Source organism: Halovulum dunhuangense, from assembly GCF_013093415.1.
Taxonomy (GTDB): Bacteria; Pseudomonadota; Alphaproteobacteria; order Rhodobacterales; family Rhodobacteraceae; genus Halovulum; species Halovulum dunhuangense.
Genome location: NZ_JABFBC010000005.1, coordinates 36,085 through 53,693 on the forward strand (window position 1 = coordinate 36,085; position 17,609 = coordinate 53,693).

A 17,609-nucleotide genomic window follows, 5' to 3' on the forward strand; every position below is an offset into this window, starting at 1 on the left:
GCGGACAACCGCGGCGCAAGACGCGCCGGGATCAGGCGTCTTCCGCGACCAGAAGCAGTCTGGACAAGGCCCGGGAAAGCGCCTCGCTGCGGTAGGGCTTCTGAAGGACGCCGACATCCTCCAGATCCTCGAGATCCTTCAGGTCCGAGCTTTCGCTGTAGCCGGTCGTCAGCAGGATCTTGGTCCCCGGATGCGACTCCCGCACGCGCCGGGCCAGGTTGCAGCCGTTCATGCCACCGGGCAGGGCGATGTCGCTGAAGATCGCGTCCACCGGGTCGTTGCCCTCGAGGATGCCGAGGGCGCGGTCGGCGCGTTCGGCGGTGCTGACGCGGTAGCCCATCTTGCGTATCGCGTCGGCGACATGCTGCCGGAGCTGGCTGTCATCCTCGACGACGAGGATATGCTCGCCACGCCCCCGGGGCGATGGATCGGGGCGGGGCGCCTCTTCGGCCTGCGCGTGCTGTTCGGCGCGGGGAAGATAGATCCGGATGGTGGTGCCGGCCCCCGGCCGGGACTCGATCAGCGCCGTGCCTCCGGACTGCTGGGCAAAACCGTAGACCGTGCTGAGCCCGAGACCCGTGCCCACCCCCGGCCCCTTGGTGGTGAAGAACGGCTCGAAGGCGCGTTCGGCCACGTCGGGGGGCATGCCGCAGCCGGTATCGGACACGGAGAGAAGGACATACTCCCCCGGGGCAAGGCCCCTGACGGAACCCGGGGCAAGATGGATGTCGCCGGTCACGATGGTGATGATGCCCTCGCCCTCGATGGCGTGCTGGCTGTTGATGACCAGGTTCAGGATGGCCGATTGCAGCTTGGTCGGATCGACCTGGGCCGTCGTCTCTCCCGCGGCAAGATCGAACCGCAGGTCGACGTTTTCCGACACGGCCTGGTACAGCAGGTCGGCGGACCGCCGGATCAGGGCGTTCACGTCGGTCGGCCGTGTCTCGAGCGGCTGCTGGCGCGAAAAGGCCAGCAGGCTGGCGGTCAGGCCGGCGGCACGCTCGCCCGCCTCCAGCATCGAATCCGCGAGGCGCCTTTCGGGCCGGCCGTCCATCATGTCCTGCAGAAGGGCCGCGTTGCCGATGATGATGGTGAGCAGGTTGTTGAAGTCATGCGCCACCCCGCCGGTCAGCTGGCCCAGCGCGTCCAGCTTCTGCGCCTCGAAAAGCTGCGCATCGAGGGCGCGGATCTCGGTCATGTCGTCCATGCCGCCAAGCATCCGCACCGCCTGGCCGTCGGCGTCGCGAAGGATGAAGGCCTTCACCTTCATGATCGCGTGCCCGCCATCCCGGCGCCGGAGGCGGAACTCGCTCGACCAGCTGTCGCCGGTGCCGTTGAGCGCGGTGTGCAACTCGGCCTCGACGCGGGTGCGATCGTCGGAATGGATGGCCCATAGCGGCGAGGTCAGCATCTCCGGGTGCTCGACCTCGTCCCATCCCAGGATGTGGCCGTGGTTCTCGCTGACCCACATGCTGCCCCCGGCGATGTCCCAGTCCCAGATGATGTCGTTGGTCGCCTGCGTCGCGAGCCGGAAACGCTGTTCGTTCAGGCGCAGTTCTTCCTCGATCCGCCGCCGCTCGGTGATGTCGCGCTGGACCGCGACCACATGGGTCACGGTGCCGTCATCGTCGGTCAGGGGGACGATGTCCTTCTCGACCCAGATCTCGCGCCCGTCCCGGGTGTAGTTGATCATCTCGACGCGCACCGGTTCCTTGCGGGCAATGGCGGCGCGGATCCTTGCGATTTCCTCGGGTTGCGATTTCGGGCCTTGCAGCATGAGCGGCGTGCGACCGATCGCTTCCTCGCGGCTGTAGCCCGTTATCTGCTCGAAGCGCTCGTTGACATAGATGATGTGGAACTGTTCGAGATCGGCGGGGTCGCCGACCTCGGTGATGATGATGACATCGTTCGAGCGCTGGCTTGCCGTCTCCAGCAGTTTCAGCTGCTCGCGCTCGGCCCTGCGTTCGGTGTAGTCGTGGAAATATACCGCGAGCCCGCTGGCGGTCGGATGGATGTGGATCTCGAACCAGACCCCGAGCGGGGCGACATGCTCGATCAGGCTGGCGCCCTTGCCGGTGCGCATCGCCTCGTGGAACGCCCAGGCGAGGGCAGGGATCTCGGACACGGGAAAGCGGGACCAGAACACGGCGCCCACTTCGTCGTTGTCGTCGAAGCGCAGCAACTCGCGGGCGCGCGCGTTGATGAAGCTGATTTCCCAGTCGCGGTTGAGCACGAAGAAGCCGTCGCCGATGGAGGCGATGACGTTCTTCAGTTCGGCGTTGCGGCGTTCGGCGCGGGTGCGGACCAGCACCTCGTCGGTGATGTCCTGAAGCGCGCCCTGAAGGCCGGTCACGTTGCCGTCCGGGCCGCGGGCCGGCTCGCCCACGGCGCGCACCCATCTTTCGCGGCCATGGGCCGTCTCGATGCGGATCACCTCGCTGAAGGGCTGCCCGGTCCCGATGCACCGCTCGATCAGCTTGCGGAGCGCCATGCGATCCTCGGCGGCGCAATGCTCCAGCAGCCGCGCCAGCGGAAGGGAGCCGCTGGTGTGCCGGCCCAGGATGTTGGCGGCCCCGTCGCTGAGGAAGACCAGGTTCGTCACCGGATCGTGGCGCCAGCCGCCGAGATGCGCCATGTCGCCGGCGATCCGCAGCAGATCCTGCGACTGGCGCAGCTTCAGTTCCGCCGAGCGCCTGTGATCGGTCAACTCGTTCAGGGCACGCCCGATCGCGCCGAATTCATTGCGCAGGTGTTCCGGCGCCCGGACCGGCGTATTCGTCACCCGCATCCGCCGCATCGCATCGGTCAGCGCCTTTACCGGCCCGTCGATCTGGCGGAACAGCAGCCATGTCAGGATGAAGCCGGTGCCGATGAACAGAAGGCCCGAGAACGACAGGCTGGCGACGATGGCCTTGGCTTGCGCGGCGCTTTCGGCCTCCATCGCCAGGCCGATCTGCATCTTTGCATGGCTCAGCACGATATCGTGCCGCCGGAGATAGGTGAGGCGGCTCATGTCCGTGGCGGCCGAGGTCGACGCGGCATCGCTCGCGGCCCAGCGGTCGAGGACATCGAGGATCATGTTGATGGCGCGCGCGCCGTTCAGCGCCTCGGGATAGGCCGTGCCGAGTTCGGTGAGCTGGTCCCTGATCGACGTGCCGTTGCGCTGGACCGCGGCGATGACCTTGCTGTCCGCGCCGTCCATCGCAAGGCTGTCGAGCGACAGCTGGAAGCGGTCGATGTCCCGCTCGAGCTGGCTGAAGATCGCGTTCGTCTCGATCCGCTGATCGATCCGGCGCACCGCGTCCGAGGCGACGACTGCGATGACCAGCCAGCCGACGACGCTTGCGGCAAGCGCCAGTCGTGCGAGCCGGACGAGGCTCATGGCAGGATCGGCGCGGCGTCGAACGCCGGCGCGGCTACGGGAAAGAACACCTCGTGCGGCGACACCGACAGAAGTGGCGCGGCCGCGACGACGGACAGGAAGTCGGGCACCGCGCCGGCGCCCGCGTGGCCGGCCGACATGGCCCAGCGCACCTGTTCGCGGAAATCCGAATAGGTCGCCCAGTCCAGCGTCACGTCATAGATGGTGTTGTTGCGGAGCTTCTCGATATGGCTGTCGGAGAACGGCATCCATCTGGACATCGCCGCCTCGGCCGCGGGCCGGTCGCTGTCCATCAGGCGAACCGCCGCCCGATAGGCGTCGAGAACCGCTGCGGCATCCTTCGCGCGGGTCTGCGCGATATCGCGGCGCGTCACCAGAAGCCACCGCGTGGCATGGCCCCTTGTCGGGGGATCCAGAATGACCAGCCGGTCCCCGAACCTATGCCTGAGCCCCTCGAGCCAGGGCTCCCAGACGATCGCGGCATCGATCCGCCCGGCTTCGAGCGCGTCGCCTATATCGGGCGGCGCCACGTTCTCGGGCGTCGGGCCCGCGCCGGACGCGCGCAATCCTTCGGACCATAGCGACCAGATGAACTCGGCCATGGTCCCGCCGGGAAAGCCGATCTTGCCCCCTTCGGGAAACGCGCCCGGCCGGTCGTGGCGCGGCCGAAGCGTGACCAGCGCCTCGATGTCGGTCGCGTGGGCGATGTTGGCCAGGATGACGGGATCCTCCGCGCCCCCGGGCGTGGTGTCCGACAGAAGGTCGATCACGAAGGGCGTCATCGGCATCAGGGCGAATTCGGCCCGGCCTTCGCGCAGGGCTTCCAGGTTCTCGCGGCCGGTGGCGTTGCGCGACAGGCGGATATCGAGCCCGGTCGCCTGAAGAAGCCCTGTTTCCCAGGCCACGGTCGTGGGCGCATCCGCGCAATGCATGGCGCCGAGGATGCGCAGGGGGGCCGCCGAAGCGGTGCTCCCGCAGGCGATCGCCGCGATCATGAGCGCACCCCGCAGGGTACGCCCGCAAATCCAAGCCCCCGGCCGAGCGCTGCCAAAACGCGGCGCCGGTCTGTGCCAGACCACCATCTGCATCCCCCGTTCGCGAGACCGGTCCGAAAAACATCACACATCGTGCCGGCCCGCATTTCTGCGACACAACGATACAGATGCGGCAGAACTGCGACCCGCGCGGGGCGAAAAGTGATCTTCTCGTGGTGATGCCGGCGCTTCGATGTCAGCGATATGGCGGCCTTCGCCGCGCAACTTGTCACGCGATCTGCAACTTGCTGCACAAAGCAGGCAAACGCCGGGCGAAGGGGCGGCGCAATGTGCATCTGCCGCGCCACGGCCAGCCTCAGGAATGTGACGCGGCCAGGCTCCAATGCTGTTTCGAGGTGCGGAAATGAAACTGCGTTCCCGGCGATTTGTGCGTGACGAGAACGGCGCGGCAGCGATCGAGTTCGTGATCTGGCTGCCGGCCTTCATGCTGATCCTGGCCTTCGTGCTCGATGTCTCGCTCAGCATGCTTGCGCATTCGCGCATGTGGGACGTGGCGCGCGACACCGTGCGCCAGATCTCGTTGCGCAGCCTGAACGCCGCCGAGGCCGTCACCTACGCAGAAAGTTCGGCCCGGATCATGGGCGCCGATCCGACGGTGTCCGCGCATGATGTCGGCCCGCAGGTCTGGGTCCAGATCGAGCTGCCGATGGCGGATGTGACGCTGTTCAACATGCTGGGCCTGGCCGGCAGCAGCCGGCTGACCGCGCGCGCGATCATGATGCAGGAGCCGGCCTGATATGCGCATGGGAAGCGGGCTTCGCAGGTTTGCACGCGACACTGGCGGGTTCTCGACGCCGCTGGGGCTGATCTGGGCGGTGCTGCTGCTGGTGATCGGGGGGCTTGCCGTCGACACGACGAACGCCTGGCGCAATCGCGCCATGCTTCAGGCCGTGGCCGATGCGGCGGCGCATGCGGCCGCGCTGAAGCTGCCGCCGCCGGCCCGCCCGCTGACGACCGAGCGCAGGGCGGAAATGGTCGCCGAGGCGGTGCGCATCGCAGAGCTGCACCTGGATCCCGCGGTCTATGGCGATGTGGTCACCGCGGAGAATGTGGATATCGGAACCTGGGACCATGCGTCACGCAGCTTCACGCCGGATACAGAGTTTCCGGACGCGGTGCGGGTCAGGGCGCTGCGGACCGGCGCCGGGTCGAACGCCGTCCCCACGCTTCTGCTGAAGCTCGGGGTGCTGGACCAGTGGGATGTGGGGGCCAGCGCGATTTCCCAGAAGTTCCTGCCGCGCTGCACCCGCGACGGGATCATCAGCGCAGAGACGGCCGAGATCACGTCGAACAACCTGCTGCGGCCGCCTTTCTGCCTGCATGGGGAAATGGGTGTCGCCATGAGCAGCGGGAACACCTTTGAGGAAGGTGTCAGCGTCTCGATGCCGGACTTCTCGATGCTCAGCCTGCCCATGGGGGGGTGGACGTCGAATGTCGGCCTGAGCGAGGCGCTTTCCACGACGACGATGTTTCCGCGCATGGTCAACCAGGTGGAACGGCTGTTCACGTCGCTGCAGGACATCCGCTCGCCCGACCAGCCCGACTACATCGCGAACGGCTTCGGACTTGTGAAGAACGTCGAGCAGCGGAATTTCGACGCGACCTATCTGGGAACGAACAACGTCCATATCGTCGCCTGCGGCAAGATAGGCGACAGCCTTGCGGACTCTTCGTCGAACAAGATGATCAAGATCGAGTCCGGCGACGTGGTCGAGTACACGGTGATCGTGACCAATTGCGCGGTGCAGATCTCGTCCGGCGCGCTGATCGCCGATTCCATCATCATCACCTCGAACTCCGGTTCCTCCAGCATCAGCGGGAATTCCGGGGCCACCATCGGGCGGCCGGACGGCTGTGCCCCGGGGGGCGGCGTGGTGCTGATGAGCATGGGCAGCGTGAGCTTCCCCTCGACCGCCTATTTCCACGAGGCGCAGATCGTCGCGCGCGGAGAGGTGCAGATCGCGGCCGCACCCGAAGGCATCACCGGCATCGCCATCCAGGCGCTGGGCAAGGCCAAGATGACCGCCAGCGGCGGCTTCGCGCTGTGCCCGCATCCCGACGACCCGCCCTACATGGCCGACTATTTCCGCATCGTGAACTGAAACGCCCGCGCCCCGGCGGCGCGCAACCCGTCCGGTCCCGGACCGAGACCAGCAGAGGGAGAGACACCGATGGCGAGCAACACGATGACACGGCGCGCAGACCCCGGCGCGCGGCAGGTGCCGGTGCTTCTGCTGAGCCTGGGCCTGGTCGTGCTGGGTGGAACGCTGCTCGGCATCCTCAGGCAGACCGACACGGGAAGCGCATCGGCAGGCGTCCGCCAGGACCACCTGTCCGCCTACACCACCGGAGAGCAGATGATCTTTGCGATGCCCAGCGCCTTCGGCCAGTGGCGGCGCACGGATTATGTCGGCCTGGAGGCGGTCTCGGCGGTGGCGAACGGGTTCCCCTCGCTTGCGGACGCCGGCGCCCCGGCGCCCGTCGATGCCGCGGCAGCATTGTACGAGGGACCGCGCGGCCGCTTTCTCATCGCGCTGTCGCGCCTGCCGCGGGATGCCGCCTGGGCCCCGCCGTCGGGGCCGGTACGGATCGTGTCGGGACGCATCTTCGAGGATCGCAGCGGTCCCGGCGACGTTGCGCTGTCGCTTCAGATGCGGAGCGGCGTGCAGGTGCAGGTCCGCGGAACCGGGGACATCGCCGCGATAGAGCCGCTGGTCGAGGCGCTGGCGATCTGGCCGCAGGCGGCCGGTCAGTCAGGGTCCAGCGACAGGCAGTAACCCACGCCCCGGATCGTCCGGATCAGCGGACGGTCCGGATCGATGACCAGCATCTTGCGCCGGATCCGCGACACGAACCCGTCGATCAGCCGGTCATAGGCGGCCCAGTTCTCGCTGCGGATGGCGTCGATGATCTGGTTGCGGGTCACGACCCGCCCGGCGTTGCGGGCGAGATAGACGAGCACGTCGAATTCCGACGTGGTCAGCTCCAGCCTTTCGCCAGCCGCGTGGCGGACCTTGCGCGCGGCGACATCGATCGACCAGTCGCCCAGGTTGATGCTGTCGCCGGGCGCGTCGGGAAGAGCCGGTTCTGTCGCCTGTGGCGCGGACTGTTCCGCGCGCTTGCCGGCGACACGGCGATAGACGCTCGCGACACGCGCGCGCAGTTCGCGGGGGCGAAACGGCTTGGGGATGTAGTCGTCGGCGCCAAGCTCCAGCCCGAGCACGACATCCACCTCGCTGCTCTGGCCGGTCAGGATGATGATGCCGGCGTCCTCGCGGGTGCGCAGCTCGCGCACCAGGTTCAGCCCGTTCCCGTCCGGCGTGATCAGGTCGAGGATGTAGATGTCGACCGGGCTCGAGCCGTGGAGGCGGTGAAACTCCGCGGCGGTGTTGGCCACGAGCACCTCTGCGCCGTCCAGGCTGAGGGTATCCCTCAGCAGCGTCGTAATCTGCACTTCGTCGTCGAAGGCAAGTATCCTGGGCCTGTCAGACACGGCAATCCACTCTTGACGGAATACGAAGCGCCGGGCACCGGATGTGCCTTGGCCGCCAATGACTGAGCTACCCCCTAATACCACTCGCCACGGTTTCAGGAAGATCGTCGACTGTCAACACTTCGTTGCAAGTGGCCGTCGAATTGGCGCAATACTGCCGGGTCGAAAGCACCGCCGCAGCGGGTTGGCGGTGACCGGGCGGGCCGCATCCGCAAAAGGACGCGGCCCGCTCATGCAAGGGGCCAGCAGGGCCGCTCAGTTCATGATGTTCATGTTTCCATTGACAAACTGGATGACCCAGATCGCGAAGCCGATGCCGAGCGCGTAGTGGATCGCGGTCCCGATCGCGAGCCGCACCGCATCGCGACGATCGATCGTGCGGACACGCCGGGAAAGGGCCGCTGTCGCTGTGGCAAGGCGCGCCCGCAAGGAAGCTGCCGACCGACTGGCCAGAGCAGCCGCGTGAACTTCGTCAGAGTGGATGTAGGCCATCCGAAAACCCTCCCGTTGGGGACCTCCTGCCGGAGTGGCGCCACCGCCCGTTCGGCAGATCGATGTCCGTTTCGCAAGGGAACTGTCGCGCCCGCGTTTCGAGCGCGTTTCAGCGAACGGTGCCGAATTTTGCAGTATTCGTGACAGAGCGTGCAGATTTCGTGCACGCATCTGCCGGATCGGGAATCGCCGCGCGGGCCCGACCCCGTGGCTGGCGCCCCCGATGACCGCTGCGGATAGTCATGGGCCGGGCTTCCGGATGCCCGGGTCCGGCGGTCGCGCCGGACACCAGTTCTGGCAGGGATGATGCGGGATGCCGGGCGCACCCTGAACGACCCCGTGATGATCGGCCCTAGAAAGATGAGCGGGTCGAAAGATCAGCGGGTCGGGATCCGGCGATCGGGCGCCGAACGAAACCCGCGCGGTGCAGGGGTTCGACGGATGCGCCTTCATCGCCGGCGCCAGGGCCGCCGATGGCCATCATCCGCCTTTCCGGGCGCCCGGCCTGCGTCCGGAGTGGGCTCACGTCATGCGGGACGCGGCTAGCGGAACCGTTTCCAGGCTTTCTGGAACGAGTTCGAGATGTTTTCCCAGGCGCTTTCCATGCCCTTGCGCATGTCGTCCCAGGCGGCATCGCTGGCGGCCTGCGCTTCCTTCATCTTGGCCTGGGCCTCGTCGCGCTGCTTGCGCATTTCCACGAGCTGCTTTTCGAAATTGGCCTTGGTCTCGGCCTCGGCAGCCCTGGCCTGCGCCTGGAGCTTGTCGATCTCGGCGTTCCACTCTTCCAGCCTGGCCTTCATCTTCTCGACATATGCGTCGCGGTCCATTGTTTTCCCTCCTCCTGTTTGCAGGGCCAGTGTGTCACAAACAGGCCCGGAACTGAAATCCGCACGGGAGGCGGGTCAAGGCGTGACGAGGGGAAGGACACCATCGAGGATCCTGACGCCGTCCCTGACGACGTGGCGCCGTTCCCCGCGCGAGAGGGGGCAATCGACTCCCCGAGGCACCGGGACAGCCGCGATACGGTGCCGCTGATCCTGCAATGACCGAAACACCCCGGGCGCATGGCTGGCCCCATCTTAGTGAAGTTCAGCAGGCGGCGTGTCGCACGATGACCGGCCTTGCCGGGTGTCAGAGCCCGGCGCCGCCGGGACGCCTGTGGATCACCGTGCCCTGCGCCTTGGCCGTCATCCGACCGGACTCGATCACCGGCCGCCCCCGCAGGATCAGGGTTTCGGGCCAGCCCTGCACCTCCATCCCTTCGTAGGGCGTATAGTCGGCGCCGTCGTGCAGATCCGCGTGGCGTATCGTGCGGCGCGTTTCCGGGTTCCAGATCGCTATGTCGGCGTCGGATCCGATCGCGATCGTCCCCTTGCGCGGATAGAGACCATAGGCCCGGGCATGGTTCGTGGCCGTCAGCGCGACGAAACGCTGAAGGTCGATCCGTCCTTTCATCACGCCTTCCGAGAACAGGATCGGCAGCCGCGTCTCTACCCCCGGAATGCCGTTCGGGATGTGACGGAAGCTGCGCAGGCCGTCCGGATTGCGCTTGCCCCTGTCGCTGGCATAGCGGAACGGGCAGTGATCCGACGAGAACAGGTCGAACAACCCGTTTTCCAGGCCCCGCCAGCAGTTTTCCTGCTCGGTTCGATCGCGCGGCGGCGGAGAGCAGACGTATTTGGCGCCTTCCCAGTTTTCCCGCGACAGATCCTGCGCTTCGAGCATCAGGTACTGCGGACAAGTCTCGGCGGTGATGTTGACACCGCGCATCCTGGCCCGGGCGATCTCTTCCATGGCCGCCCCGTTTGAGACGTGCACGATGACAATCGGGACATCCACCACTTCCGCAAGCGTCAGCGCGCGGTGCGTCGCCTCGCGCTCGGCGGCGACGGGTCGGGTCGTGGCATGGGCCCGCGGGTCGCGATTGCCGGCCTCGTCCGCGCGGCGGGCGAGGAAGGCGATCACATCCTCGTTCTCGCAATGGACCAGCACCTTGGCGCCGTGACGCCGGGCGACGTCCATGGTGGACAGGATGCCGGCGTCGTCCATCCGCAACGCCTCGTAGGTCATGAATACCTTGACCGATGTATGCCCCTGTTCGATCAGCGAGGGAAGTTCCTGGCCAAGCACGACCGGCGTCGGATCGGTTACGATCAGGTGAAAGCCAAGGTCGACATGGGCGCTGTTCTCGCACAGGGCGAGATAGTCGCGGAACGCCGCCGTCAGCGACTGCCCGCGTTCCTGCAGGCAGAAGGGCATAACCATGGTGTTGCCCCCGAAGGCGGCCGAGCGGGTGGCGCTGTCGAAATCATCGGCCATCTCGATCCCGGGACCCGAAGGCTGCGCGATATGGACATGGCTGTCGATCCCGCCCGGCAGGACGTAGCGGCCGGTCGCGTCGATCACGCGTCCTGCCTGTCCCATGTCGCCACCGATCTGCGCGATCCTGCCGTCGCGGATACCGATATCGGCCCGGAACGTGTCAGAGGCCGTGGCGACGGTTCCGTTCGCGATGACAAGATCATGGGACATGGGCAGAGTGTTCCTTAGGCGTTGATGAGATCGAGATCGAGTTCCCCGGCGCCGCTGCGCCGGTAGGCCAGCCCGATGGCCAGCGTCTGCACGAGGCTCATCACGGCGGTCAGGGACCGGAAGCCGTGCAGTTCCGCATCGTCCACGGACAGGACCAGCGCGGCCGCTTCGGTAATCGGGCTGACCGGCGTGTCGGTGATCGCAAGCACCGGGATGTTCGCCGCGCGGGCTTGGGCCGTCGCCTCTATGGTCGCAAGCGCATAGGGCGGGAAACTTATGGAAATCAGCAGGTCGCCAGGCTGCATCACGTCGATCTGGTCGCCGGGCGTGCTGCCGGTGCCGCTGATCTGGATTGCCTGGCAGCGCGCGCGCCGCAGGGCGTAGGAAAGATAGGACGCCACGGGAAACGAGCGGTCCAGGCCGATCACATGCACGGTGCGCGCGGCGAGAATGATCTCCATCGCCTCGTCGAGTGGCAATTCCGCAAGCCGGCTGCCCAGATGCGCCAGCGACGCGCTGTTGGCGCGGCAGAAGGACTGTCCCATGGCGGTGATGTCGGACGGGTCGGCGACCAGCTCGTTCCCCTGGCTGTGCGAGATGCGTTCCGACAGCGAGGCGGGGTAGGCGTTGTGAAGCGGTTCCCGGAACAGCCGCTGCATGTCGGAAAAGCCGTCGAACCCCATCGCCTTTGCCAGCCGGACGAAGATCGACGGGTTGAGCTGCGAGGTCTTGGCCATCACCGCAAGCGTTTCCAGCGCCACGACCCTCTGGTTGTCCAGCACCCAGGCGCCGGCCTCGAGCATCCTGTTGGTGAAGAGATGACGCTCACCGACAAGGCGGTCCCTGAATTCCTCGGTCGTGCGAGGCTTCTTCATGGACCCGGTGTTGTGCGGGCTGACAGTCATTCCGATTGCTCCGGACGGGCGCTGCCGGCGCGGCGTGAACCCTGCTGCATCAATGCTCCAGTACCTGGGACAGGAAGGTTCTACCGCGCTCGGTCTGGGGATTGCGGAAAAACTCCTCGGGGGTGGCCTCTTCGACGATCGCGCCGGCATCCATGAAGATGATGCGGTTCCCGACCTTGCGCGCGAAGCCCATCTCGTGGGTGACGCAGACCATCGTCATGCCTTCATGGGCGAGTTCGATCATCACGTCCAGCACCTCCTTGATCATCTCGGGATCGAGCGCCGATGTCGGTTCGTCGAACAGCATGATCTGCGGTTTCGTGCACAGCGCCCGGGCGATGGCGACACGTTGCTGCTGGCCGCCCGAAAGCTGGCCGGGGAACTTCTGCGCCTGATCCGGAATGTGGACCCGCGCCAGATAGTGGTGCGCGCGTTCCTCTGCTTCCTTGCGGGGGACACGGTGCACCCAGATCTGGGCAAGCGTCAGATTGTCGAGCACCGACAGGTGCGGGTAGAGGTTGAAGCTCTGGAACACCATCCCGATCCGCGCGCGAAGGGCCTCGATGTTCTTCATCTCGGCGTGGATTTCCTGTCCCTCGATCTCGATGCGGCCCATCTGGTGGGTCTCAAGCTGGTTGATGCAGCGGATCAGCGTGGACTTGCCCGATCCCGACGGGCCGCAGATGACGATCTTTTCACCGGGCTTCACGCTGAGATTGATGTTTCGCAGCGCATGGAAGTCGCCATACCACTTGTTGAGTTGGTCGATCCGGATGATGTCCTCGGCTTGGCTCATGGTTTCATGCCCATTCGGCTGGAGTTGGGGAAGGTGAGGCCGTGCGTTCATCTTCGGCGCCCGGTGTTCAGCTTGCGTTCGAGATGCATGGAATAGCGCGACAGGCCGAAACAGAGCAGCCAGAAGCCAAGCCCCGCGAAAACATAGCCCGTGGTCGTGACCGAAGGCGCAAGCCAGGCGCTGGACGATATGCCCGCCTGCACGATACCCAGCAGGTCGAACAGCCCGATGATCAGAACCAGCGTGGTGTCCTTGATGATCGCGACATAGGTGTTCACCAGCCCGGGAATGACCGTGCGCAGCGCCTGCGGCAGGATGATGAAGACCATCATCTTCCAGTAGCCCATTCCCGCGGCCGTGGCGGCTTCGAACTGGCCGCGCGGGATGGCCTGAAGCCCGCCGCGGACCACCTCGGCCATCAGCGCGGCGTTGAACAGGGCCACCCCGAGCAGGGCGCGCAGCAGCTTGTCCATCGCGAACCCCTGCGGCAGGAACAGCGGCAGCATGACCGAGGCCATGAAAAGCACGGTGATCAGCGGGACCGCGCGAAAGATCTCGATGAAGGAGACGCAGAATATGCGGATCGCGGGCATCTTCGATCGCCGGCCCAGGGCCAGCAGTATGCCCAGCGGCAGCGCCCCCATCATGCCCGCGACCGCAACCACGAGCGTCAGCATGAAGCCGCCCCAGCGGTCCGTCGGCACCACCTCGAGGCCGAGCAGCCCGCCATGCAGCAGCACATAGGCGACCACGGGCAGGACCAGGAAGGCGCCGGTGATGATCCATCCCTTGTGGGCCACCCGTGGCAGGAACAGGACGGCGATCGACGCCACGAGCGCAAGCATGGTGAGGTCCACGCGCCAGCGGTGTTCGGGCGGATAGAAACCGTAGATGAACTGGCCCCAGCGCGCCCCGACGAAGGCCCAGCAGGCACCGCCCGCCGCGACGCAATCCTCGCGCGTTCCGGTCCATGCCGCTTCGAGGATCAGCCAGTCGAAAAGCGGCGGCACAGCGCGCAGCAGGAGCCATGACACCACGATGGTCAGCAGCCCCTGCCGCCAGTCGGGGAACAGGTTGCGCCGGACCCAGTCAAGCGGGCCGGCAACGGCGCGGGGGGCGTTGGTCGGGATGGGTCGTGTTGCTTCGGCCATTGGATCCTCAGAACGAGAGCCGCGTGACGCGCCAGTTGAAGAAGTTCATCACCGCCGCGATGAAAAGGCTCACGGTCAGGTAGAAAAGCATGGCCAGTGCGATGGTTTCCACGGCCTGTCCCGTCTGGGTCATCGTGGTGCCGGCGATGATCGAGATGATTTCCGGAAAGGCGATGGCCGACGCCAGAGAGGTGTTCTTGGCCAGCGACTGGTATTGCGTGGTCAGCGGCGGGATGATGATCCGCATGGCCTGCGGGATCACGACATAGCGCATGATCTGTCCCCGCGTATGACCCATCGCCTGCGCCGCCTCGGTCTGGCCGTGGTCGATGCCCTGGATGCCCGCGCGCACGATCTCTCCCACGGCGGCGGCGATATAGATCGACAGGCCGAGAATGGCTGCCAGCATCTCGGGCAGGACCACCATGCCGCCGCGGAAGTTGAAGCCCTGCAATTCGGGCATCGACATGTCCAGCCGGGCGCCGGTGGCCAGCCAGACCGACGAGGGAAGCACCACGAGGCCCAGGAACCACCAGTGCGCCACGCGCCGGGGCTGGCCCGTGGCCGCCCGGTACCGCCGCGCGCGCCTGGCCATCACCAGCGCGATGACAAGCCCGAGGCCGAGGGCCGCGAGGCCCAGCTGCGCGCCGGCGTCGAGCAATGGCTTGGGCAGGTACAAGCCCCGGTTGCTCAGGAACACGATGCCCGCAAGATCGAGGCTGTCACGCGGCCCCGGCAGCGGCCGCAGGATGGCGAAATACCAGAAGAACAGCTGCAACAGCAGCGGAATGTTGCGGAACGTCTCGATGTAGACCGCCGCCAGGCGCGATATCAGCCAGTTGGGCGACACGCGCGCCAGCCCGATCATGAAGCCGATCACCGTGGCGAGCGCGATGCCAAGCACCGACAGCACCAGCGTGTTCACGACCGCCGTCCAGAAGGCGCGCATGTAGGTGTCGTTGCGGCCGAAATCGAGAAAGCTGATCGCGATGTCGAAGCCGGCCCGGTTCTCGAGAAAGCCGAAGCCGGACGCGATGCCCTGCCGGGCAAGGTTCGTCATCGTGTTCGACAGCAGGAAATGCACGAAAAAGGCCAGAAGCGCCACGAAGCCCACCTGGATGATCGCCGAACGGATGCGGGAGCGGGTCCAGAAAGGCTGGCGGGGGGGCTGCATGGGGTCGGGATCGCGCGAAACTGGCACGGGAGGACTCCTCTGTCGGAAGGCTCCGGACGGGCATTCGGAAAGGCGTTGGGGGTTCCCCCCGCGGCGCCTGGCGCCGCGGGGGGAGAGAGCTCAGGTCACTTGAACGGCATCGCGTAGTGCAGCCCGCCATCCGCGTAGAGGGCGTTCATGCCACGCTCGATCTGCAGCGGTGTCTCGGGGCCGACATGGCGATCGAAGATCTCGCCGTAATTGCCGACCGCCGCGATGGCGCGGTAGACCCAGTTGTTGTCCAGGCCGACCCATTCGCCGACGGGAGAACCCTCGCCGCCCAGCATGCGCGAGATGTTGGGATCCTCGGACGCGGCCATCTCGTCGACATTCGCCTGCGTGATGCCGAACTCTTCGGCCTGGATCAGGGCGTAAACGGTCCAGGTCACGATATCGAACCACTGGTCGTCGCCGTGGCGCACGGCCGGGGCCAGCGGCTCCTTCGAGATGGTTTCGGGCAGCATGACGTGCTCGGACGGGTCGTTCATGACCAGCCGCCGCGCGGCAAGCCCCGAACGGTCGGAGGTGTAGACGTCGCAACGCCCCGCATCATAGGCCGCCAGAACCTCGTCGGCACGATCGAAGCGCACGGGCTGGTAGCTCAGGCCGTTGGCCTCGAAATAGTCGGCAAGGTTCAGTTCGGTGGTGGATCCGGCCGAAACGCAGACCGTCGCGCCGTCGAGTTCCATCACGCTGGAGACGCCCATGGCTTCGCGCACCATGAAGCCCTGGCCGTCGTAGAACATAACCGGGGCGAAATTCAGACCCAGCGCGGTGTCGCGGTTCAGCGTCCGGGTCGTGGTGCGCGAAAGCATGTCGATCTCGCCCGACTGAAGCGCGGTGAAGCGTTCGGTGTTCGACAGCGGCGTGTAGCGCACGGCGTCCGCATCCTCGAGCACGGCGGCGGCAACGGCGCGGCACACCTCGACGTCGAAGCCGGCCCAGTTGCCGTTGTCGTCCGGGTTCGAGAAGCCGCTCACGCCGGGCGACACACCGCAGTTCAGATGGCCGCGCTGACGCACCTCATCGATCGTCTGCGCGGAAACCGCGCCGCATGCGATGACGGTCATCACGGCGACCGTGCTCAGAAGAGAAGTATGTTTCATCGGATGTTCCCTTGTTGGTTGTGGGGTCGTTTCAGTCAGGCTGCCTGTCTGCGCAGGCTTTCGAGCCGCTCGATGAGACGGTCGATTTCGTCCAGCGTGTTGTAGTGCACGGCAGAGACACGGATGACCCCGTCGGGGTCGCCCAGATCCAGCGCTTCGACGAGGCGCCTGGAATGGAAGTCGCCGAAGCGGATGCCGATGCCCGAGGGATCGACCGCTTCGACCACATCGCGGGAATTGCGCCCCGCGATGACGAAAGAGACCGTCGGCACGCGCGCGTCACGATCGGATGACGGATCGCCGACGATGGTCACGTCGTCACGCCCGCGCAGATAGGACAACAGGCGTTCGGCCAGGACCGCCTCGTGATCGGCAATGATGTCGTATGCCGCCTCGACCGCGGCGCGGCCCTTGGCGTTCACGCCATGCGCCGCCGCCAGGCCCTCCAGGTAGTCGATCACGCCGCAGCAGGAATAGGCGAGTTCGTAGTTGGGGTTGCCCGGCTCAAGCTTGTTGGGAACCTTGTCCTCGCCGTAGAAGTAGTGGTTGATGTTTCCCGCGTGGTTCAGCAGCAGGTCGTACTTGCCATACAGCGCGGCATGGTGCGGCCCGTAGGTCTTGTAGACCGAGAACCCGTAGAAATCCGCGTCCAGCGCCTTTACGTCGATGGCCCGGTGCGGCGCGTAGGCCACGCCGTCCACGCAGAGCATCGCGCCCTTTTCGTGCACGAGATCGGCGACCGCCCGCACGTCGTTGATGCTGCCGAAGATGTTGGAACAATGCGTCATGGCGACCAGCCGGGTCCTGGGCCCCAGCAGCGGCGCAAGGCTTTCGGGGCCGGGCCGGTGGCTGCCCTCGGGCAGTTCCCAGGTCTTCACGACGATCCCCTGATCGGCGAGCCGGCGCCACGGGCCGATATTCGCCTCGTGGTCGAAATTGGTGACGACGACCTCGTCCCCGGGCTGCCATTTCTGGACCAGCGCGCGGGCCAGCTGATCGAAAAGCTGGGTGGCGGTGGCGCCCATCACGATCTCTTCGGGGCGGTCCGCGTTCATCAGGGTGGCAAGAGCGGCGCGCCCCTCGGCGACCTTGGCCGAAGCCGCGGCAGAGGCTGCATAGGTCGCGCCGAGCTGGACATTGGTCGAGAACAGGAACTCGTTGATCCGGTCGGCAACCGGCTTTGCCACCTGCGAGCCACCAGCATTGTCGAGCAGCGCTTCGCTGTCGCGCAGCGCGGGAAACTGGTTGCGAACATGCGTGATGTCGATCTGGGTCATCTGGCCTCCGGGTTTTCCTGGCGACATTGAAACAGATTTTTCATTCCTGTAAAGATGTAATAGATTTTTTATTTTTGCACGAAATTCGGGCATACCCGCCGCGTCCGTGTCTTGGGCAGGGCAGGGGGGCGAACGGCGCCGGCGCGGGGCGGCACGCGTCAGATGGCCCGTGCCGGGGACAGGGTTGATTCGCGTTGCCTGTCCGGA

At 66.2% G+C, this 17,609-nt stretch carries 15 protein-coding genes; 3 read left to right on the forward strand and 12 right to left on the reverse strand.

All coding sequences use genetic code 11. The features are described from left to right. Positions 1–31 precede the first annotated feature (31 nt). Together HMH01_RS16720 and HMH01_RS16725 are read right to left on the reverse strand one after the other, a co-directional pair. Positions 32–3,382: a PAS domain S-box protein gene (locus HMH01_RS16720; protein WP_171326944.1), complete on the reverse strand. Its 3,351-nt coding sequence runs from the start codon at positions 3,380–3,382 to the stop codon at positions 32–34. Continuing rightward, positions 3,379–4,377, reverse strand: coding sequence for an ABC transporter substrate-binding protein (locus HMH01_RS16725; protein ID WP_171326945.1), 999 nt, complete (start codon positions 4,375–4,377; stop codon positions 3,379–3,381). Before HMH01_RS16725 ends, HMH01_RS16720 begins: the two co-directional genes overlap by 4 nt. A 403-nt stretch (positions 4,378–4,780) precedes the next feature. On the opposite strand from HMH01_RS16725, the gene HMH01_RS16730 reads away from it, so the two are divergent. The 3 genes from HMH01_RS16730 to HMH01_RS16740 all read left to right on the forward strand — a co-directional run bounded on the left by HMH01_RS16730 (position 4,781) and on the right by HMH01_RS16740 (position 7,214). Further along, positions 4,781–5,173 (forward strand): TadE/TadG family type IV pilus assembly protein, encoded by a 393-nt coding sequence (locus tag HMH01_RS16730; protein ID WP_171326946.1) that lies wholly within the window; start codon positions 4,781–4,783, stop codon positions 5,171–5,173. A gap of 1 nt (position 5,174) precedes the next feature. After that, positions 5,175–6,539: a TadE/TadG family type IV pilus assembly protein gene (locus tag HMH01_RS16735; protein ID WP_171326947.1), complete on the forward strand. Its 1,365-nt coding sequence runs from the start codon at positions 5,175–5,177 to the stop codon at positions 6,537–6,539. A gap of 69 nt (positions 6,540–6,608) precedes the next feature. After that, positions 6,609–7,214 carry a hypothetical protein gene (locus tag HMH01_RS16740; protein WP_171326948.1) on the forward strand — a complete coding sequence of 202 codons (606 nt, stop codon included), beginning with the start codon at positions 6,609–6,611 and terminating at the stop codon, positions 7,212–7,214. On the opposite strand, the gene HMH01_RS16745 is transcribed toward HMH01_RS16740, so the two are convergent. The 10 genes from HMH01_RS16745 to HMH01_RS16790 form a co-directional block, all read right to left on the reverse strand. Further along, positions 7,187–7,930 (reverse strand): response regulator, encoded by a 744-nt coding sequence (locus HMH01_RS16745; protein ID WP_171326949.1) that lies wholly within the window; start codon positions 7,928–7,930, stop codon positions 7,187–7,189. The genes HMH01_RS16740 and HMH01_RS16745 overlap by 28 nt on opposite strands. Before the next feature lie 255 nt (positions 7,931–8,185). Next, positions 8,186–8,422 carry a hypothetical protein gene (locus tag HMH01_RS16750; RefSeq protein WP_171326950.1) on the reverse strand — a complete coding sequence of 79 codons (237 nt, stop codon included), beginning with the start codon at positions 8,420–8,422 and terminating at the stop codon, positions 8,186–8,188. A gap of 542 nt (positions 8,423–8,964) precedes the next feature. Next, the gene (locus HMH01_RS16755; RefSeq protein ID WP_171326951.1) at positions 8,965–9,249 is read right to left on the reverse strand and encodes a sll1863 family stress response protein; all 285 of its coding nucleotides are present in this window, start codon (positions 9,247–9,249) and stop codon (positions 8,965–8,967) included. A 304-nt stretch (positions 9,250–9,553) separates the two neighbouring features. Continuing rightward, positions 9,554–10,954, reverse strand: coding sequence for a dihydropyrimidinase (gene hydA / locus HMH01_RS16760; RefSeq protein WP_171326952.1), 1,401 nt, complete (start codon positions 10,952–10,954; stop codon positions 9,554–9,556). A gap of 14 nt (positions 10,955–10,968) precedes the next feature. Beyond that, positions 10,969–11,859: a MurR/RpiR family transcriptional regulator gene (locus HMH01_RS16765; RefSeq protein WP_171326953.1), complete on the reverse strand. Its 891-nt coding sequence runs from the start codon at positions 11,857–11,859 to the stop codon at positions 10,969–10,971. 49 nt (positions 11,860–11,908) lie between these two features. Continuing rightward, complete coding sequence (locus HMH01_RS16770; protein WP_216366911.1) at positions 11,909–12,655, reverse strand: amino acid ABC transporter ATP-binding protein; 747 nt, start codon at positions 12,653–12,655, stop codon at positions 11,909–11,911. 47 nt (positions 12,656–12,702) lie between these two features. Further along, the gene (locus HMH01_RS16775; RefSeq protein WP_171326955.1) at positions 12,703–13,806 is read right to left on the reverse strand and encodes an amino acid ABC transporter permease; all 1,104 of its coding nucleotides are present in this window, start codon (positions 13,804–13,806) and stop codon (positions 12,703–12,705) included. A gap of 7 nt (positions 13,807–13,813) precedes the next feature. Then, positions 13,814–15,007 (reverse strand): amino acid ABC transporter permease, encoded by a 1,194-nt coding sequence (locus tag HMH01_RS16780; RefSeq protein ID WP_343035386.1) that lies wholly within the window; start codon positions 15,005–15,007, stop codon positions 13,814–13,816. Between the two features lie 98 nt (positions 15,008–15,105). Next, a complete protein-coding gene (locus HMH01_RS16785) occupies positions 15,106–16,125 on the reverse strand; it encodes an amino acid ABC transporter substrate-binding protein (protein ID WP_171326956.1) in 1,020 nt (339 codons plus the stop codon). A 35-nt stretch (positions 16,126–16,160) separates the two neighbouring features. Further along, the gene (locus HMH01_RS16790; RefSeq protein ID WP_171326957.1) at positions 16,161–17,402 is read right to left on the reverse strand and encodes a cysteine desulfurase-like protein; all 1,242 of its coding nucleotides are present in this window, start codon (positions 17,400–17,402) and stop codon (positions 16,161–16,163) included. Positions 17,403–17,609 lie beyond the last annotated feature (207 nt).